Origin of the sequence: Ketogulonicigenium robustum (genome assembly GCF_002117445.1) — a bacterium.
GTDB lineage: Bacteria > Pseudomonadota > Alphaproteobacteria > Rhodobacterales > Rhodobacteraceae > Ketogulonicigenium > Ketogulonicigenium robustum.
Genome location: NZ_CP019939.1, coordinates 1 through 19,694, shown reverse-complemented (window position 1 = coordinate 19,694; position 19,694 = coordinate 1). Strand labels below are relative to the sequence as shown.

The 19,694-nt window shown below is 54.6% G+C and carries 17 protein-coding genes; 2 read left to right on the top strand and 15 right to left on the bottom strand.

The window, feature by feature from the left end; genetic code table 11:
* Positions 1-440: 440 nt before the first annotated feature.
* Together BVG79_RS13290 and mobI are read right to left on the bottom strand one after the other, a co-directional pair.
* Positions 441-1,679 carry a TraI domain-containing protein gene (locus BVG79_RS13290; RefSeq protein WP_085787608.1) on the bottom strand — a complete coding sequence of 413 codons (1,239 nt, stop codon included), beginning with the start codon at positions 1,677-1,679 and terminating at the stop codon, positions 441-443.
* A gap of 11 nt (positions 1,680-1,690) precedes the next feature.
* Positions 1,691-2,200, bottom strand: coding sequence for a conjugative transfer protein MobI(A/C) (gene mobI, locus BVG79_RS13285; protein ID WP_157115760.1), 510 nt, complete (start codon positions 2,198-2,200; stop codon positions 1,691-1,693).
* Positions 2,201-2,944: 744 nt separating this feature from the next.
* Between mobI and BVG79_RS13280 the strand changes: the two genes are divergently transcribed.
* Positions 2,945-3,685 (top strand): helix-turn-helix domain-containing protein, encoded by a 741-nt coding sequence (locus tag BVG79_RS13280; RefSeq protein WP_217622882.1) that lies wholly within the window; start codon positions 2,945-2,947, stop codon positions 3,683-3,685.
* 89 nt (positions 3,686-3,774) lie between these two features.
* Here BVG79_RS13280 and BVG79_RS13275 read toward each other — a convergent pair whose 3' ends face one another.
* Genes BVG79_RS13275 through BVG79_RS13260 form a run of 4 tightly spaced genes read right to left on the bottom strand, consistent with a single transcriptional unit; the run spans position 3,775 to position 11,803 of the window.
* Positions 3,775-6,636, bottom strand: coding sequence for a DEAD/DEAH box helicase family protein (locus BVG79_RS13275; protein ID WP_085787605.1), 2,862 nt, complete (start codon positions 6,634-6,636; stop codon positions 3,775-3,777).
* 3 nt (positions 6,637-6,639) lie between these two features.
* A complete protein-coding gene (locus tag BVG79_RS13270; RefSeq protein WP_085787604.1) occupies positions 6,640-8,310 on the bottom strand; it encodes a site-specific DNA-methyltransferase in 1,671 nt (556 codons plus the stop codon).
* Positions 8,310-11,171: an SNF2-related protein gene (locus BVG79_RS13265; RefSeq protein WP_085787609.1), complete on the bottom strand. Its 2,862-nt coding sequence runs from the start codon at positions 11,169-11,171 to the stop codon at positions 8,310-8,312. Before BVG79_RS13265 ends, BVG79_RS13270 begins: the two co-directional genes overlap by 1 nt.
* Positions 11,172-11,227: 56 nt before the next feature.
* Entirely contained in the window at positions 11,228-11,803 is a 576-nt protein-coding gene (locus BVG79_RS13260) for a T4SS efffector SepA family protein (protein WP_085787603.1), read from the bottom strand.
* A 267-nt stretch (positions 11,804-12,070) separates the two neighbouring features.
* Between BVG79_RS13260 and BVG79_RS13255 the strand changes: the two genes are divergently transcribed.
* Entirely contained in the window at positions 12,071-12,583 is a 513-nt protein-coding gene (locus BVG79_RS13255) for a recombinase family protein (protein ID WP_236951487.1), read from the top strand.
* A gap of 10 nt (positions 12,584-12,593) precedes the next feature.
* Here BVG79_RS13255 and drt2 read toward each other — a convergent pair whose 3' ends face one another.
* The 9 genes from drt2 to BVG79_RS13215 form a co-directional block, all read right to left on the bottom strand.
* On the bottom strand, positions 12,594-13,922 hold the full coding sequence (drt2, locus tag BVG79_RS13250) for an antiviral reverse transcriptase Drt2 (RefSeq protein ID WP_085787601.1): 1,329 nt from the start codon (positions 13,920-13,922) through the stop codon (positions 12,594-12,596).
* Positions 13,923-14,600: 678 nt separating this feature from the next.
* Positions 14,601-14,762: a hypothetical protein gene (locus tag BVG79_RS13690; protein WP_198167942.1), complete on the bottom strand. Its 162-nt coding sequence runs from the start codon at positions 14,760-14,762 to the stop codon at positions 14,601-14,603.
* A 338-nt stretch (positions 14,763-15,100) separates the two neighbouring features.
* A complete protein-coding gene (locus BVG79_RS13595) occupies positions 15,101-15,382 on the bottom strand; it encodes a hypothetical protein (RefSeq protein WP_157115759.1) in 282 nt (93 codons plus the stop codon).
* 314 nt (positions 15,383-15,696) lie between these two features.
* A complete protein-coding gene (locus BVG79_RS13240; RefSeq protein ID WP_085787599.1) occupies positions 15,697-15,987 on the bottom strand; it encodes a helix-turn-helix domain-containing protein in 291 nt (96 codons plus the stop codon).
* Positions 15,984-16,325, bottom strand: coding sequence for a type II toxin-antitoxin system RelE/ParE family toxin (locus tag BVG79_RS13235; protein ID WP_085787598.1), 342 nt, complete (start codon positions 16,323-16,325; stop codon positions 15,984-15,986). The genes BVG79_RS13240 and BVG79_RS13235 overlap by 4 nt, the downstream gene beginning before the upstream one ends.
* A 37-nt stretch (positions 16,326-16,362) precedes the next feature.
* Positions 16,363-16,686, bottom strand: a complete 324-nt coding sequence (locus BVG79_RS13230; protein ID WP_085787597.1) for a hypothetical protein — start codon at positions 16,684-16,686, stop codon at positions 16,363-16,365.
* The gene (locus tag BVG79_RS13225) at positions 16,686-17,363 is read right to left on the bottom strand and encodes a ParA family protein (protein WP_085787596.1); all 678 of its coding nucleotides are present in this window, start codon (positions 17,361-17,363) and stop codon (positions 16,686-16,688) included. The genes BVG79_RS13230 and BVG79_RS13225 overlap by 1 nt, the downstream gene beginning before the upstream one ends.
* Positions 17,364-17,557: 194 nt before the next feature.
* A complete protein-coding gene (locus tag BVG79_RS13765) occupies positions 17,558-18,355 on the bottom strand; it encodes an IS1096 element passenger TnpR family protein (protein WP_085787595.1) in 798 nt (265 codons plus the stop codon).
* Positions 18,356-18,665: 310 nt separating this feature from the next.
* Positions 18,666-19,694 (bottom strand): replication initiator protein A, encoded by a 1,029-nt coding sequence (locus BVG79_RS13215; RefSeq protein WP_085787594.1) that lies wholly within the window; start codon positions 19,692-19,694, stop codon positions 18,666-18,668.

The following is a 19,694-nucleotide window of genomic DNA, read 5'->3' as shown; positions in this document are numbered from 1 at the left end:
TTCACACACTCCCGCGCCAAGTAAAAATTCGTCATTTCACACACCGTACAAGACTATCGTCATTTCACACACCACTCGTCAAGGCTCGTCATTTCACACACCCAAGGAGGCTGTGGATAACTCGAGCCGCTATCGTCATTTCACACACCATCTTTCGTCATTTCACACACCATCTTTCGTCATTTCACACACCAGGTGTTATTTTTTTTATAGTTATATCAATTGATTACGAGCTGTTTTCGGAGCTGTAACTCTATTCTAACTCTATTCTAACTCTCATAGCTTGCCAAAATGGCACCTCATATCCCGGATATCCGGTTTCATTATGAAACCAATCAACAACATTTACGGTGTTTTTTGAGGAGCAACACTGTCCCAACGCAGGTTCAAACCGATCACGCCGAATCTGCAAAGAAAGGGGCAGTGCTATGTTCATTTGGTCACTCGAGGATCACCCGAACCACAGGTAAGCCCTCACATGCTATGTTGATACCTCCAGGGAAGTAGCAAAGGTCCTCACGACCACCACCTGCAGGATCTCCATCAGCGAAGACAACTGTCGCATTGAACGCTGGCGCCGGCTTGTACGTACTCGGTATGGGTGAGAAGTCAGGCATACCTGGGAGAACACGACGAAGGACACCGTGGTTCTCGAGGATCCCGTAGAAGATATCGGGCGTCCCATTATCCACATAAGCCGCACCATAGCGATCCTCCCCGTAGAGATACTCACGGAAAGTTTGCATATGCCGCCAGCGAGAGCGAAAAAGGGGAACCCGAATAGCGAGATCCTGATCGCCCAACCAAATGTCAGCCATGATGAACATGGAATATTGATTGTTCCACGACGACAAAGCCGCAAATTCCATGAACCGTCTGACCGCATGCAGGTCAGAGCGCTTTGGCTCCATACGATGAAGAGGGTTTACATCTCGTTCAACACTGCGACGATCCGCCTTCTTCACCGCGCTCACAAATGGACTGCGATGTAATCGGCCCTCAAGGTAGCCTTCAAGCTGTTCCGCATAGGCCTCATCACGCTTAGAGACACTCTCCAAGAGGCAGTCAGAAACGACCTGACGCCAGTACCCATTCCCACGCGCTGTGTCGTGACCTATGACGGGCCTCTGATTGTATCGCAGGGAGAGGTGCGTAACCGGAGACTCGAAGCTCTGAGACCATTCCCAGAGGCTCTGAGCCATGGGATCCCACGAAGGAAGGTCCGTCTCTGGTTGCTCTATCTCGCCAAAACCTAAATCCTGCAGCTGCACATTCGCAGGATAGACTTTGAACATCGTTCGCACCTTGCCGAGGTCATGAACAAAGCCCGCGATAAAAGCCGCAAGATCGCCCGCCTCTGAGGGGACGGCCTTACTGAACTCACTGTTGAAGAAATCTACCGCAAGCCCAGCTGTTTCCAGGGAGTGATAGAATAGCCCACCGGCTGTGCGGTGGTGATGTGTAGATGAAGCTGGGAGGCACAGCATATAGTCGTGGCCTCCGCGCAACATTTGCCTCACCAAGAGTGTTTCTTTGTGAGAGAGGAAGGGGAGTTTTTTGAGCTGCTCCTTGATCAGCTGCTCATAGCTTCCAAACGTCACATGCGGGTGCAATATCCGGAACTGAGCGTTGCGCAGGTAGCGCCCGTAAGACAGGATGATGCGATCGTCATAAAACATTGGCGGTTTCCTCAATCGATATTTGCTCTTAGTTGGTAGGTGCCCGTATGGGCGCGGCACAGGTTTCTCAGCTGTGCCAGGCGGTCAGTGCGATAGCGGATCCAGGCGAAGTTGGCCTCGCACAGAAGCAGTTCTCTACGGATGGCGTCTGGAAAGCGCGCGAAGATCCGATCGCTGTATTTGTACTTTCCTGACATGCGGATCTGTTCGGTTGGGGTGAACTTGTCACCTCCCATCCGGTAGCGGGCCTTGCCTTGGAATTTGACCCAGTAAATGCGCGGGCCCAATGTGTCCTCGCGGATTCGAACGACAATGCCCAAATTCAGCGCCTCGGCGCCCGCGTCCATTTTGCGATAGGCCTTCAGGGCTTCGACAGCCCGATCCTGCCAATAGCGCGCCCATCCTTCCAAGTCATAACCCATCGCTGGAATGGATCGCAAAAGCTCAGGCTCCCAATCGGAGTCGAAATCATGAAAGCGCACTTCGTGCGAACAGCTCTCTTGGGGGTGTTCTTCAGACATGCTGTGCTCCGACCAAATGGCGCGCCGACCAAAACAAGAAGGTTGGGTTCAATGCCGGGATGTTTCTGTCTGCGTTCAGATAAAGCCCATGTTTCCTAATGTGACGGGATGGTAGCTCCGTCACATTAGGGGGCGACGCATTTTGCGCGGCACATGGCGCGGAGAGCCCGCAGGCAGGCGGCTGGACGGACGAAAATGGGCAGGGGCCGCGCTGAGATCCCTTGAAAGCCCATGGGCCTAATGAATGGCGCTCACACAGCCTGTCATGCGTGTACTTTACGGGGAGGTCTCGCGATGAGGTGAGCGCCCGCGGTCTCTCGTCTTGGTCGTGTCTGACCGTATGTGTCCGTCGAATAAACGTCATGATGAGGTCCTGAGATAAGAACGAACAGGATCGTTGACGGAGGGCATCCGTCTGACTGTCGTCTGATGTTGATGGAAAGTCGCCGGCTCTAGGCGGCCGGTCTCAATTTGGTGGTGAGCAGCTCTTTGCGCTGGGGGGCATTACGATGCAGATCAGCCGTCCAGTTTAAATCGGGAGGGGTGAGGGAGGTCGGGGCGGCCGTGCACAAGACAATGGCATCCGAAAGCCGGTCAATCATTGGGCGTATTTGTCCTACCCATCTGTGCCAATTCATAGCAAAAATCCCGAACCATCCGTTTCGTCACACCTATTGGCTAGGGGGAGGTGGGGATGGCCGTCAATGAAAAATATCAGGGATTGAGTTTTATAATTAACTGAAATTGCTAAATATTTTTGGAAGGAATATTCCTTCCGTAGCTCGTCTACTCATTTATCCCTTTTCGAAAAAAGACTTAACAGCGGGCCAACTGTTTCGCATGATGCGGACAAGAAAAATTGGCTATCATGGGAGTGTTCGGGTGGCGCGTGGGACTAAGACAGCCAAAAGCAAAAATGCTGATCCAATTGTAGCAGAATGCTTAAAACTGATTCGCGAAGACAGTGGGTATGAGAGAGATGAATTCGCCGAACTTCTAGGGGTGCAGCATAAAACGTATCGCAACTACGAAGGCTGTATATATCCGCTACCGTTAAAAGTGGTAAAGACGATACGTGAGAAGTTGGGCTATGATCTTGCGGATCCTGATCTGACTTCAGACGCGATCATCACCAAAATTGCAGAGCAGCGACACGATGTTGCAGCCGCTCCTGATCTTGCCGCGACAGAGCAAGTAGCGAAGGGCGTTAGTTGCCCTCAGAGGATACGTACCTGCCTTCAAGCTTTCCGGCAGGAACTCATTGGTGTCCAGAGCAAGCGCAAGCATGATATTCGAGACGCAGTTTTTGTCGGAGCAGCTGCATTGTTTGCTTTCTGCTTGGTGGTACTACGCACTGAACCGCAAAATATAAGGTTAGAGTCTATCTATACCCTTATGCTATCCGTGTCCTTCTTGGTTGCGGCGTCAATTGTCCCGTTTCAGGCTATACATATGATCCAAGCCGCCTATCGGTCGCGACGTTGACCAACAATACTAGCCCTCCCCGTATGCCCGTCTCACAGGGAGGGCCAAAGCTACCTTGGCGAACGACTGTCAGTGCACGAAACGGGTGATTAAACGCAAAGTGCTGACTTTTTTTCCCCCGATACCGATGGTTCATCAAAGATATATCGACTGAGCAGATCGGTGTCCGGGGCACGCGTGTGCATTGCTTCTAGGCCAGAAACTGTGAAGTTCTCTTCCACGTCGGATTCCGGCACAAGGAGGTAATGCCAGGGCTTCTCACCGCTCTTTGCACCGGCTTGCGTCGCAATATGGCACCACAGGCTTGCCGCATCTGCTTTACGCAGAACCTCGGTGGCGGTCATTTCCGATTGGCGTTTTACCTCGATGATCAGCTTGCCTGTATCGGTTTCGACAACGAAATCGGGCTGATACGGCGCACCGTGATTATCGAAAATTTTGAACTGGTTGGGGCCAGGTTTCATCCAAAGGCGGACCGAGCTGTCTTTTTCAAGGATGATCGCCAGCTTGCGTTCTGGATTAGAGTCGAACTTCGCATACTGATAGCAGCCCTTCACGAAGCCAGTGAAGATATACTTCCGGATCTCCTGCTTTTGATCTGGCGGTGTTTTGAAATCCCGGATGAAGCTCGTACCGGCGGTATCGAAGGTCTGCGGACGCAGCTCGCCGAATGCAGAGGTCAGAGAAACACGGTAGTTCGTGTGCTCACGCCACATATTCTGCTTTATTTGCGAGAAAATGCTTTCGGCCATCGCCTTCGCATGCCCCCGGACGACACTGCGAGTTTGCTCATCGTCGTCCGCGAAGCGGTTGCGGGTTTGGGTGACTGCCTGCCCAGCCAGATCATACAAGATGGCAGCATGGGCGTCATAGTCGATCTCAGGGTAGTCGATCAGCCGCGCGACGATGTAATTCTCCAGCCGGTTTGCGGTGTCCCCCTTATCCTCGCTGGAAATACGCGATGTCTTCTCTGTACGCAGAGCTTGGATCATGAGCTCATTGGACAACGGCTGGAAGTTCCAGCTCTTCATGTCCAGGTCGAAGCGCTTGAAGCCGAAGGAAACTTGTTGCTGCGGAGTGATCGTGAGAGCAGGGATCGCAAGGGTCCGCTCCACGAAATTCTTGCACAGCTCCTGAGCGACCGCGACGGCCTTTTCCTTCGTGATGCTGGGAAGGAAACCTTCTTCGGGTTTCTGTGCTGCAATGGCTGCTTCCGCGATGCGTTCGATCACCTTGGGGTCGTTGAGATCGCGGATCGAGGACACTTCCTTGCTGAGCTGGGGGATCACAACACTGAGCACCGTGCGGGCGACCTTCAGCTCTTCAGGCGTGCTGAAGCTGAAAGGCGCTTGGGTCGGTGCCGCAGACGTCGGCTTGGCGACTAGCTGCACAGGCGCGTCCGAAGCTTTTTCGTCATCCGCGACGACGACTGTCGGCTCTGTCTTGGCCTCTGCCTGAGCAAGCATCTGGTCGAGGATGGAGGGTGCCGAGACCGAAACAGGCTTCGAGGGCGGCACGTCACCACCCTCACCAATCGTCACCTGCTTCAGCTTGCGCGTGACGCCGTTCTCTTCCTTGGCTTTCTCGATCAGCTCGTTGAAGCGTTCGTGGGCAATCACGGTCAGCGTGTCAACCACTTCGACGCCGGTTCGCTTGCCATAGGGCAGGCGCAGACCGCGACCGAGCGTCTGTTCGGTTAGGATGTCCGAGGCCGAGGCGCGCAGCGGAACGATGGTGAACAGGTTCGAGACGTCCCAGCCTTCCTTCAGCTTGTTGACGTGGATGACGATGTCCGTGTCGCCGGCCTTCTCGATATTCAGCAAACGCTGTGCGTTCTCGTCGCTTTCCTCGCCGGTCAGCTTGGAGTGGATCTCGGCCACGCGCCCCTTGTAGCGTCCGCCGAAGAACTCGTCCGACTGGACGAACTCATTCACCTGCCGGGCATGGGTCGTGTCCTGGGTAACAACCAGCATGAAGGGCCGCACCACCTTCACGTCATTCTGGCGGGCATAGGTTTCCAGCGCCACCTTGACGTGCTCGTGGTAGTGGATGCCGTCTTCCAGCTTGATCCGTTCCAGCGTGTCTTCGTCGACGGTCTTCGGGTTGAAGTTCGCGCGGGTGCCGACAGCCGGTTCCTTAACATAGCCGTCTTCCATCGCGTCCGGCAGATCGTAGCGGTAGACGACGTTCTTGAAGGGCTGCGAGCGCGCGCCAACGGTCTTCGGGGTCGCCGTCACCTCAAGGCCGAGGATCGGTTTCAGCTCGGCAATCGCCCGCGCCCCGGCCGAACCGCGATAGCGGTGCGCCTCGTCCATCAGCAGGACCAGGTCATCCAGTTCGGAGAGGTAGGAGAAGTAGCTCTCGCCGATATATTCCTGAAGGCGCTTGATCCGGGGGGCGTTGCCGCCGCGTGCTTCGGAGTTGATCTTCGAGACGTTGAAGATGTTGATGATCGCGCCTTCTTGGCCGAAGAGGTCGGTGCCACGCACACCGCGGCCTTCCTCGTAGTTCTCGGCGTTGACGATCAGCGGCGCGTTATGGGCAAAGACTTCGATGCCACGGAAGACGTATTTCGGGCTCGACGGCTGGAAGTCGGACAGCAGCTTTTCATAGATCGTCAGGTTCGGGGCCAGAACGAAGAAGTTCCGGCTTTTGCCGATCATGTAGAGGTAGCTGATGAAGGCGCCCATCAGGCGCGTCTTGCCCACGCCGGTCGCCAGCGCAAAGCAGACGCTCGGGAAGTCGCGCTCGAACTCCTCGAAGGTCGCGTCGGCCAGGTCGCCATAGACCTCGCGCACGGCGGCGCGGGCCATGTCGATATCGGCTTCCTTCGCGGGGCCGACGAGGTCGACGATGTCATCGAGCCGCCGCAGCGCCTCGGCCTGCGGCTTGCGCAGCGACAGGCGTTGGTTGATCTGAAGGACGGCGCGTTTCGGGTCGGTCGTCTGCATGGCTCAGTTCTCCTCTGCGCCAAACAGATCGGGTGTGTCTGCGGCTTTGGCCTTGGCCGATTTCTTCGGCGCGGGGGTGTCTTCGATGTCGTCCGGCTCATCCTCTGCCATCGGCAGGGCGTTGATCTTCAAGGAATAGTCATCCTGCCCCCATTCGCAGCGGTCAAGCACCACGCGCGGGATCTTCTTCAGGGTCAGGTTGCTCAGGCTTTCGCCCTGGGCCTCATAGGCCATGCAGCAGATCAGCAGGCTGCGGTCCTCGCCCACCTCGTCCGAGATGGCGCGGAGCTGTTCGATGGTCAGGCTGGCCGTTGTCACATAGATGAAGGCGTTCTCCGAAGCCTGACCGTGCATCCAGTAGGCCTCGGTTGAGGGCGCGTAGACATAGTTGAAATGCTTGCACATGGCCTCGGCCAGCATCTCGGCATTGTAGTCCTTGGAGATGACCCAGTTGCCCCAGACATCCTTCTGAAGCAGAGATGGCGCAAGACGGAAGAAACGGTAGCCGCCGCCGCCTCTCCAGTTTGTGGCCTCGGTCACGCCGCCCTTATCGGTGCCGTTGATGACTTTTTGCAGCCGAGGCGCGACATGGGTTTTGGCATGGTCCCCCAGCTCGACCATGATCCAGCGGCGGCCCATCTTGTGGGCCACTGCACCTGTCGTGCCAGAACCAGCGAACGAGTCTATGACAAGGTCGCCCGGTTGAGTTCCTATCTGTATAATACGCTCCAGCAGTTTTTCTGGCTTCGGTGTAGCGAACGTAGCGTCTCCCAAACCAAGAAGCGTGCGCAGGTCATTGGTTGCTTCACGGGTTGTACCAGCTTCTTCACCGAACCAAATGCTCTCAGGTACGCGGCCTTCTTGATCGCAGAGATAGATCTTCCGAAGAACACGCGTGTCCTCGTTTAAGAATGTAATTTCCCCGGTCTCTACTTTGCTGGCAAAGGTCTCCTTTGACCACCTCCACCCTTTCTCTGGCGGCGGAATGATCTTCCCAGAAGGGGTAGTAACATCGAACATGAGATTTTCTCTGTAGTTCGGACTACGTACATCTCCTGCTCGCCAAGGTCCTTTTGGATCTTTGTCTGGATTATTATAGTTTTTGTTGTGCTCAGGCTTTCTGGGCAGAAGGTTGCGCGAGAACGCCTCTGTTTTCCGATATGCTAGAACGTAATTATGATGGAGACTGACGGTCTTGGCGTCATTTTTCCCTTGAACGCTATGCTGCCAGATGATCGAGCCGAAGAAGTTCGATCGGCCGAAAATCTCGTCGCACATAACCTTGAGGTAATGCACTTCGTTGTCGTCAATTGTCATCCAAATGGAGCCGTCTTCAGAAAGTAGGTTCCGAAGAATTTCTAACCGATCTCGCATCATTGTCAGCCAAAGCGAGTGCTCCAGCCCGTCATCATAATGCTCGAAGGCCGACCCGGTGTTATAGGGCGGGTCGATGAAGATGCACTTAACCTTGCCCCGCACGGCAGGGTCGGTTTCCAGCGCCTTGAGTGCCAGCAGGTTGTCGCCGTGGATCAGCATGTTGTCGAAGATGTCGCCCTCGCGCCGCGTGCTGGCGTGATGCGAGAATTCCGGTTCTTCGATCAGAATGCGGGGCTCAAGCCGCGGGCGGTTGTTCTTGCCGATCCAGGTCAGTTCAAGTTTGGTTTTGGCGGCCATCAGGCAAGGGTCCATCTTACAGTGAATAGGGTCGTCATTTCGGGGGTCAGGTTCAGCTGATCTGCGATGTCATCAAGCATCCGCTCGCGCTCAGCGTCGATTTCGCGCAGGCGGGTGTAAAGCTGGTGCTGAAGGTCATCCACCTGCCGCTGCAAGGCCTTGGCCTCGCGTTGCAGGGTGACCTTTTCTTCCAGCCCGATCGTGGCACGGGCCAGTTTCTTCTTCTCGGTCGCTTCCTTGTTCAGCGCCTTGATCTGCTGGTCGAAGGACACCTTGGCATCCTCGCGCCAGGCATCGAGCCGCTCTTCCTCCTCGTTGAGGAAGGAGCTGAGCCGATCCTGTGCCATGCCGATGATCGCGGTCTGGCGCGCGTTCAGGGTTTGGGTCAGGTCGCTTTCCGGCAGGGTGTCCGCGCCAAGGCCCTCGGTCGTCGCCGGGACATAGAGCATCCGAGAGGCCGTTTCCGGGTCGATGGCTGTTCCGCCGTCGCTGAAGGCTGCGAAGACCAGCTCGTCATAGACCTTGGCTGGGGTTTTCAGTCGGACCCGCGCCACGCGCATCCAGCCCGACTGCCCCCTGAGCTGGGCCACGTCGCCCATGTTGCCCTGATAGGCGCTATAGTCGAGGCGCAGCATGGCAGGGACCAGATCGCGCGACTTGGCCTTCTGGACCAGCTGATCGGCCAGCCCCTCGTCGCCAAGGCGGAAGAAACGCCAGCCGCGCTCGTCAGCCTCGGGCCATTCGCTGGACCAGGTTTCGCCCCCGTAATCGAAGCGCTGCGCATGGTCGTCGTGGAAGCGGGCCTCCGGCAGCTCGGCCCGCGCGACACCAAGGAGGGCGCGCTTGAAGTCACCGATGGCGGAATGCACGGCGTCTTTCCGGCCAAGAAGCCGCTCGATCACCTTGTCGTCCATCTCGGCCAGCAGCTGATCTCGGACGTTCTTCTTCGCCTCGTCGATCTCGACGCTGAACTCTTCCTGAAGGCGGTCGAAGGCGGCGTCGATCTGGTCCGTGGTGCGGCAGGACTGGACGATGTCGAGGATGCGCCGCTCGATGTCGACGCCGGATTCAATGACGCCCAGAACCTCGTCGGAGGAGCCGAACACACCCTCGAAAAGCTTGAACTTCTGTTCCAGAAGCTGGTGGATGCGCGCTTCAGCGTGGTTCTTCCGGTTCAGGAAGTTGATGACGGTCACGTCGATCTTCTGGCCGTAGCGATGGCACCGGCCAATGCGCTGTTCGACCCGCTGCGGGTTCCAGGGCAGGTCGTAATTGATCAGCAGGGAGCAGAACTGGAGGTTGATGCCCTCGGCGCCGGACTCGGTCGCGATCAGAATGGTGCGATCGTTGCGGAAGGCATCGACGATGGCGGCCTTCATATCGGCGGTCTTGGAGCCCGAGACCACATTGGTGTCGCCGTGCTTGTCGAGCCAAGCCTTGTAGAGCGCTTTGCTGTCTGCGTCCGAGTTGGAGCCATTGAGGACGACGGTCTGTCCCTCGAAGCCGCTTTGTTCGAGCAGATCGCGCAGATAGGTTTGCGTCCGCACGGATTCCGTGAAGATCACGGCCTTGCGCTGGCCGCCCTTGGAGACGATCTCGTCGAGCACGTTCGGCAGGCAGTCCAGGAGCGCCTTGCCTTTTGCGTTGTCCGAGATGGATGCGGCCAGATCGCGGTACTGGGTGAGCCGCTTGATTTCCGCTTCGAGCTGAGCGGGATCGACGCGCTCAGCATCTTCGGTGTCGTCTTCGATCGCGTCGGCTTCCGAACCGGAATCCGCCTCGCGCCAGTCCTCGGCTTCGTCGCTGAAACCATCAAGGTCATCGAGCGTGTCTGCCCCGACAACACGCTTCGCCTCAAGCCTGCGGATCATCTTGTCGAGGGTCTGCATCACGGCGAAGGAGGAAGATCCGAGGATCTTGCGCAGCATGAGCGTCACAAGATGACGCCCGTTCTGCCCCAAGGCGATGGTGCTGGGGTCTTGGAGATACTCGGAAACCTTTTCGTAGAGATCGGTTTCCAGTCGACCAGGCGTGAAGTCGAAGGTCTTGGGGAGACGGTTGGTATAGTTGATCAGGCCAGCGCGTTGGACTTGGCGGCGCAGGGTTCGTTTGCAGATAGGCTCAAGACGTTTCGCGAGCAGGGCCTGAGAGGTCAGGCCTTCTCGTCCGCCAAACTCGCTTCGGAAGGCTTGTTCTGAACCGAAGTAGGTTTCGTCGATGATGCTGATGAGTCCGTACAGCTCCATCAGGTTGTTCTGAAGCGGAGTCGCCGTCAGAAGGAGTTTCTGACGCCCAGCCAGTGCCTTTCGCAGAACCGAAGCCCGAGAGTTTTCGGCGGCCTTGTAGACGTTACGCAGCTTATGAGCTTCGTCGAATACCACGAGGCTCCAAGGCGTGCGTCGCAGAGTGTCTGCAATTCGTGCGGCGTACTCGTAGGAGACGATGATAATGCCTTCTCCGCGCCCTACCGGGTGCGGAGTGCCTTCGTTCTCAAGGTCTTTGACGCGCTTGGCATCAAGAATGAACGATGGCAGCGAGAATTTTTCACGCAGCTCGGTCGCCCACTGCTTGCGCAGAGAAGCAGGGACGATGAGGAGAATGTTTCTCTCACGTTCCCACCAGCGCTGGCTAATGACCAGCGCAGCTTCGATTGTCTTCCCCAAGCCTACTTCATCGGCCAGAAGAACGCCCTTCGACAATGGTGAGCGTAGGGCAAATGTCGCAGCATCCACTTGGTGAGGGTTGAGGTCCACCTTGGCTGCCGAGAGGGACTGCGTCAGAGCGTCTTCTTCCTGAATGCCTTCGGATGTCAGGTGGTGCGCAAAGAACTTTGATTGATATTCAGAAAACTGGAAGAGCAATAGGTCAGGCTCCAAGGCATATTAGTTAAGGGAAGGTTGTTCTAAATGCTGTCAAGTTATGGCCTGCGGCTTGATCGGCCAGCACGAAGGACTCCCTTCTGCCCAGGATATTGGGCCTTCTCGTTATCACGCCACTGAAATGTCACCTGTACTGCGATACCATGCTTGTCGGCTATTCTGGAAACTTCCTTCCAAGCCTCCTGGGCTGATTGCCCTTGGATAGAGATGCCGAGGTCAGGGTAATATCGGAATCCTTCCTCTTCGTAGCACGCCGTCTTGGTAGGAATCTGTATGGCCTCAGCTAGGTGATCTCCGGATAGGCCCTTAGCCTTAAGAGAACTCACTGCGCCGAGAAGAATTGCTGCCCAGTTTGGCTTGTCGATCTTCTTGTGATCAACCTCCGCAGATAAGACTTTTGTAAATGAAAGGCCTGGAGTGGATTTGAACTCCATGAAGCTGCTGATTTCCGACGTGGGATCAATGCTGATCTCGATGTCACGCTCTAGGTCAAGCGCTGCCATCTTCTCCCGTACCAGCAGCATGATCGTTTCTGATGGGGTTTCTGTCCCCATCCAAGTCGAGATGCACTTCAGATCGACAAAAGTTGGGTCGTTCAGTCTGACTACGGGCATAGGCGTCATCCTTCTATATTCATATAGAATATGTTACATATTCAATATTATGGTGTCAATGCTAGCGTTTGATTGGCAACCTGTCCTAAAACGGTCGTTTTTGGGCATAGTGGGATGAAGTGGTCAAAATATAGGCCTTGATAATTTTGAACATGCGGCTACTTTTGGACAGGGTTTTTTGACACGGAGGGCCATACATTGACAGAGCAAGGCCGTGTTTTTGCCTATGTACGTGTCTCGACACTCGGGCAGACAGTCGCTGGACAGATGCAGGAAATTGCGGCGGCTGGCTTTCAGCCCCCAGCGTATCGTGTCGTTTCGGAAACCATCTCTGGCAGTGTCCCGGCGATGCGGCGACCAGAGTTCGCGCGCCTAGTTGATCGCTTGGAACCTGGCGACATTCTAGTCGTGTCGAAGCTTGACCGTCTCGGACGCGACGCAATCGACGTTACGGAGACAGTCGCTGCGCTCTCGCAGATACCTGTCCGAGTTCATTGCCTCGCTTTAGGTGGCACGGATTTGACTAGCTCGTCTGGACAGTTGACGATGAACGTCCTCAGCGCCGTTGCGCAATTTGAGCGCGATTTACTCCGTGAGCGGACCAGTGCAGGCCTTGCAGCTGCAAAAGCCAAGGGAAAACGACTAGGTCGTCCTAAAGTGCTGACCGAGGATAACGAGAGCGAAGCACGAGCGGCTCTCGCCAGAGGGGAAACTGTTTCTGGGATTGCAAAGCGTTTCAACGTCAGTCGGGCGACGATCGGCCGCCTAAGAGATAGTTAGGCTATCTTGCCTATGTCGTCGTGACGAGTCCTCCAAATACACGGATGGCTTCACGCTCCCATGCACGATTAAACCAAGTAACATGGCGGCTTACTTGGTCCTTAATCTCAGGGCATCCCATGATGTCCGCTGCCTTGTAAGCATACCGCAAGAAATTTCGGCGTTTTCCAAGATGGGTATAACGCGCCAGGCTTTCTCGCTTGAATACTTCAAACGACGGTACGTTTTTCGCCTTTGCGGCGATCATCTTGGCATGAATGCCCCGGCGCATTTTTCCTCGGTAGGCATCGAGTGACGAAGGTCGGATCTTCGTTTTCTGCCCGTCGAAGGTGAAACCCAAATACTGGATAGGTGTGGCAGAGGCCAACAGTCCGTCCTTGAAGTCGGCAGTGTCTGTTTTGTCGATGGACATGGAAAGGCAAAAATCTGCCAGCATTTTCTCTACTACTGCAACCACATGATGCACCTTCGCGCCTAGAGGCAGAGTGACCGCGATGTCATCAGAGTATCTTCGGTAAGATCCCCCTGCCCTAGAGCACCAAGCGATCATTTCACGGTCAAAAGTTCGAAGATAGATATTTGCATACAGGCCGGACACCGGGGTGCCCTGCGGGATACCGAACGTCTGGTCATGCTTCCGAATGAGGCCATCCTTTCGGCCTCGGACATGATCCGAAAAGTCTGAAGGTGAGCATATCCTTCCGTGCCCATTTCGCTTTCGACCAAGAAGTTTGTCTAGATCTTCAGTCTCAACCCATGAGTAGCGGGTCACGTTTTTCCAAACGCTTGCATGGTGCCCTTCCAGTCTTGTTTCGCCTATCAAATCGGCGATCTCATCGCGGAGCAAGGTGTGATCGAGACAGTCAAAGAATCCGGAAATGTCCATTGCGAAGACCGTGCAATCTCCACGAGACTTAATCTCGTCGAACAACGCCTTTGCATGGTGAATATTAGTGCCGCCCCCACGGCGATAGGCTAGCACGGAGTCTGATGTGCCGTCGCGCCATAGCGCCCGCTCGTACATTCTATTGAGATGTCCCGCGTAGGCTTGCAGGTAGGCTGCATCCTCATGACTGGCGAAGCGGATCGGTCGCTCTTTCACTTTTACCTCACGGGCGCCATCCTTGTTCCTGACATACCTTCTGTTGACGTCAGTAAACCCAAGTAAAGGTAGAAATCTGTGAGGCTTATCTTCGACCGAGAAGTCAAACGACAGCTCCCGATCGACTAACGGAAGATCGAAATGCTTGTATTTGCGTTCCTTGGATATGGCCGGAAGCACAAAGTCGTCGGTTGATGGATCAAACTCGTTTTCAGACGGCAGGTAAAACCCGGGCATAGCGACTCCGTTCGTCAAATGCCCGGGCTATTGAACCTAGCTCCCATCAACAGGCACCGAGGTGCCCTCCGGTACGAGAAAACCTGGCGTGGTATGTTGTAACCACGATGTGCGAAGGATGCGCCATGACCGAAATCACGACCACCCGGTGCCGCTGGGCGCGGGTAGCGCTTGCGGGCCTTAACACTGGTCATCCGGGTCCACGCCCCGGGGCAAAATATCAATTAGGTGCTACCTAATTGAATGCAAGGGGACGCACCAAGAATAAAAGGACTTTTTCAGCTTTAGTGGCGCCTTATAGTGGTCATCTGGAACCAGGACAAAGAGACAACCTTCTAGGTAAGATCCTCGTAAGTTCGTATCAGTTACGGTGTCAGATAGTAGCAGATAACGCACGGCGTTCTGCTGGCGGAGGGCGAGAGAAATCTGGTTCGCTGTGAGCGGTATTTCTTGCCCACAACGCGGCCCTTATTCCAGTCTAGTACAGGCTTGGCAGCCAATTGCCGCGACTGGCATAGCATCGTGCTCCTTGATTACATGCTAAAGAGGTACTTTGAGGTCTTAGCGGTCATTCGACGATTTTGCTCAGATAACAGCGTAAGTAAACGCTGCCCCAAGTTTCAGGATCTAGCGCCCAACGATCTTATCACAAGAGACCATGTTAATGCGTCTATTACATTAGGATGGTTCAAAGTTGGGTTCGGGATCATCTGGTATTGGGGTTCCAAAGACCAATTCGTGCACTTTCGCCACAAGATCAGGCGCATGATCTTTCTCAGCGTTCAACACACATTTGAGCTCCTGCGCCTGATCGTCAGTAAGGTAATATCGTTCTTGCATCAATTTCTCCTTAGTTGGATTGGTTGCACTGGATCTTTGCCCTGACAGCCTCATGCCTCGAGGCCTCGGCGATGTCGTGGTGCATTGTATTCTCGCGGCACTGCATCGACTTCTTCTCGGTTTCCTTTTGTTCGCACTGGGTACATGGATGTCGTTGCTGGTCACACACACCAGAGCACACCTACAGCTCTCCCATGCGACCGCCTTGGCCGCACCGAGATACATCGCCTTGTGTGGTTCGCGACTTCGGCAGCAATCGCCGTGGCAGCTGGATTGGAGCATCATCAGGCAAGGGCTTCGCTGACAGCGTTCGTCGTGAACGCCTAGGGGCTGTAAACCTAAAACTGCCCCCATTGACCGCCGCCAGAAGAATGATCCATGTCTAGGGTGCCCCATGAATTACCCGCGATATCCGGTGTGCCGTCGCCTGCAACAGTAGGCAGACCGCTAGCAGGATTGATCGAGTGTATGCCACCAAATGTGCCCCCTGAAATATCCAGGGTGCTCAATTCATCCATTGTATGCGCTCCAGAGGTTGGGATTGTGCTAAAGGATTGAACAGTATGGTCTGGAGTACCCCACCAGTTCAGATTCAAAAAACTTCCTATCATTTTGAACATGATTGGCTTCCTTTTCGATTAAGTTTTCAACAAACAGAATTAATCTACGGGCCAGTTGTGTGCAGAAGAGCGACGGCAAATTGCTGTTATAGTATTTACGAAAATGGTCGCCAAAAAATATCTGTCGATCAAGTGTTTTCTGTAACCATCTGAACTTTTTGATAAATATCAAGGTGTGAGTGGTTTATGCGATGCTTTACATCTGACATCTGGTAACCGCCCCTGTTTTCTCAGGGTGTAGAATGCAGATGACACTGAAAATACAATGAAGTGAATGAGAGCCGTTGCCCTGCCCAGCCAAGGCGAAGATTTCATTATCCGCTGAGCAAATCTTGTACCAAAGAGGGCTTGCGTTCAATGAGGGCCAGTAGGACTTGAGCTGGCCCTTGAGGCATACGGCGCTTTTGCTCCCAGTTGAGAAGAGTGCCCTTCGCCACGCCGATACTACGTGCAAACTCCGTTTGAGATAGGCCGGTCTGGGCGCGAATGCGCGCGACATCTATCTCAGGCAAGCTGATCTCATGCACAGCGGCACCGGCCTTTTGCCCAGTCGAAAAGGCGCGAGCTTCTTCCAAGCCCTGCATGATACTGTCGAACGCGCTCATTGTTTGTTGCTCCAAATGGCGATGATCTCTTTGCTCATTTCGACCGCGGCCGCCTGTTCTGTCGGGGTTAGGTTCGCCTTTTCGTTCTTGGCGAAAACGGTGATCAGAAATATCGGCATGTGGCGGCCGCCAAACACGTAGATCGTTCTGAACCCCCCACTCTTGCCGGCCCCTGCCCTAGGAATGCGGACCTTTCTCAATCCACCACCCAAAGCGATGCCGGCCTCTGGATTTTCTGCAATCCAAGCAATTGCAGCGTCACGTTCCGCATCGGTCATGATCGATCGTGAGCGGCGCTGGAACTCTGGCAGTTCAACTACGGTCTGCAGGCTTGTCATTTAGGTATACTTCAATGGCGCATAAGTCAATGGCGCACTACGGCTTCTTGAGCTGCTCAAGGAGCGCAACAGCGTGTTCGAGGGTTTCACCGAGGCCCCAACCGTTGGCATCTGCTATTCTGTAAAAAGATTCTATCGTTTCAGGCGTCGCCTTAATGTTGAACTGCGCGTTTCGGCCAGTCCTACGGCGCCGCTGCGGCTTGGAAACAGGGGGCGATTTAGGCTCCCTGCTCACGAAGCCAGACGCCTCTGCCGCTTGTTCAGTGCTGCGGTCTTTAGGTGCTATCTTCGGAGCAGGCGCGAAGCTGCTAAGATCGTTTAGTGCATCACCAAAACCAAGGTTTGCGCGTTGCTTGCTCATCACTGATCCTCTTGGCTACGCTTCAGCTTTCCAACCACTTCGCCCGCAAATTGCCGCGCGTTCTCGATTGCCTTATCGACGTTGCTGACCTGCGACGGATCAAGGTCAGACAAGGTTCCGCCATAGTCGAACAAGTCACGATAGGCCGCACGCTCGACAATCGATGTTTCGCATATATCGATGCCACCGCTCATGAGCTGCTCGTGAACGTTTTTCAGGGCGCGTGAGCGAACCGCGGCACTTGTTCGGGTCAGCACAACGCAGTGCGGTATGGCACGCCGCGCCATCTTCGCTTGGTTGCTGATCAATCGAATGGTTTTTGCGCCACCTCTCGCATCCATAGACGAGCCCTGTATCGGGATCAGTACCAGGTCTGACATACCGATAGCGTTTGCGACCATCAGGCTCGCAGTCCCCTCTAAGTCGACGATCACGAATTGAGACGTGCCGGATGCCGCCTCAATCTGGTCAACAATGCCGTCTTCTGTCACGCCGCTTACGATGGAAATATTTTCAGGCTTTCCGGGTAGGCTCGCCCATTGGGAGATCCAGCGTTCTGGATCGGCGTCGATGATTGTGACGCTTGCCCCGCCCTCCGAAAGCTGCGTGGCCAAGATCAAGGCTGATGTTGTCTTCCCAGCCCCACCCTTTGGATTGGCGAATGATATGACAGGCATGTGTGATCGTCTCCGCGCTTTTAGGTACAATATCAGATAGCTAACAGATATCCATATATAAGTTACAGTATCTAGTAGCTATCGGATATCATACAATACTAAAATGGTACTATTTGGTATCATATGCCAAATATCTTGACTTCATGACCACTTGGTTCTGCGGCAGGTCCGACGAAAGAGCCCGGCGAGGACGCTTACTTTTTCTTTGGCTGCCATTTTTTTGCGAGCTTTAAAACGTTACGACGGAGCTCATCGCCATCGGGGATATGTGGGTCGAATGGACCTTCTACCCATTGGGTGAGTTCCTCGTGTTCAGGGTGTGCGGCGTCGCCGATTGCCTCGATGAAGTTTTCATATCCGGGCAGGCCGCCGACGTCCTCAGGCGGACATCTACCGACAACATCGACAAGCCGTGGGTAGAGGTTTTCGGGAATCGGATCGTCGACGCTCTCCGTCTCAATCAGATGAACCCAGTAATCTCCGAAATCGTAAACATATCGGATCGGGTCCGCTACGGCAGTGTTGATGATGTCAGCTAGGATGTCCGCTTCGGAGGTATCCTCGTAGACGCGGATCAGTGCGAAATTGGCCTTGAGCGCGGCCTTGTCCTTCAACTTGTCCCGTTCAATCACTTTGCGCGCACTGGCGCTGTTTTTGCCGTGGTGGCCCGGCCCGTCATATTCGATGATGGCGCGCACAAAGCCGTCCTTGCTCCAAATCACGAAATCCGCGCGCTTTGCGACAAGGCCCCGCCACAGATTGCCTTGAGCTTGGATGAAGGCACCGTATGGCACCTGCGGCGAGAGAATAAGATCAGGTCTGTTCTCGTGCCGCCAGCGGTTAAGCAGGTTATAGAGCCGAAATTCACTCTTATTCATCAATTGCTTGCTGCTGTAGAGCGATTTTCGCCCTTCAACGAACCAGTAGACACCCCCGACAAGGGCGATGACCACCAGAAATCCAATTATCATTGTGAAATTAATGTCGGTCATGACTGCACTCCCTCAAGGCCGAAGTCAGAGATTGCATCTTGACGCAGAGCGACGAGTTCAACGCCGTCGATGCGGTTTTGGGTGGCGGTAGCCGGGCTGGCGCGGATACGCCTACCGTTGGCACGGTTTCTAGGCGACATACTGAGGCAAACCGGATTTCCAGTGGGCTGCGTGCTTTGTTGTAAGCGCGCCATTTCATCCCCCCGAGGGCAGGGGAACGGCTCACAACTTCCAAAGGCCCCGAAAAATTCTCGCGATGACCCCACCACGGGATTTGTGCAACACAATCGGCGCGCGGGACAGGCTCATATCAACTTGGATAAGCGCCGCGTTTTTTGCAAAATGCGAGAAAGTGCTTATCCGCATCTTTCACGTTGATGGCCTTGTCATGCACCCAAGAACGCCACTCTTCTTCAAGGGAGTAAACATCCCACCCAGGAGCAAGTTCACGGGCAGTATCGCGTGTGTCGGGATCGTTGAACGGCAAGGCCTGAAAAGTGGTTGATGCTATAGTTTCCACCACCTTGGGTCGGAAGACAGCGTTCTCTCCTTCGATACTCATGCTGTAGTCAGGGAAGTGGTCGTGCGCGGTGTCATCCTCAATGATCTTCGAAAGCAGGCGACGGAACTCTTTTTTAGTTGAGCCGGAACCGCACTTGTTTCGCAAGAGCTCCAAGCTACACATCCATTTTGACTGCGCGCCACAATGCTTTCGCCCTATCTCATACAACCGCCTTTCGAGGGGCTTTCTGAGCAGGAAATACCCCCGGCTTAGAGTGAGGACATGGTTGTTCTCGATCGCATCAAAGACCCAGTCAGAGAGCGTTATTTCGACATCAAGCATTCGGCCGTCGCGGGTTACGCGCACGATCTCGGCTGATTCAATCAGGCCAAATACCTTGAAGTATTCTTTCCCACCTTGACGAATATTCGTTTCAATTTGGGTTCCCTGCAGCCGCCGAAGGGCATCTTTGAGCAGCTGATAACCCTGACCGGATGTCTGACGGTTCGTTGCCACAAGCAGATCATAAGCCTTGAAACGCATCGATCTACTTATTTTCTGCCCCTCATTAATGGCCGCCATGCACTGGCTGATGCAGTAGATCAGCACATCACGGTCATGAACGGTAGCAAGGCCATAGCGTGAAGGGGAAACCTCGATCCAATTGTCGTTGTTCTGATAGCGGCGTGGCTTCATGTCCGGCTTTGTAGACAGGGTGAACATAGGGTGCTCCATCGAAGCCATATCCCCCTTGGGAACCGCATCAACGATGTCGCAAACGAAAAGGTCTTTTTGTGGATGACGATCCGGCAAAAGCGGTGATCGTAGGTTCGTCAT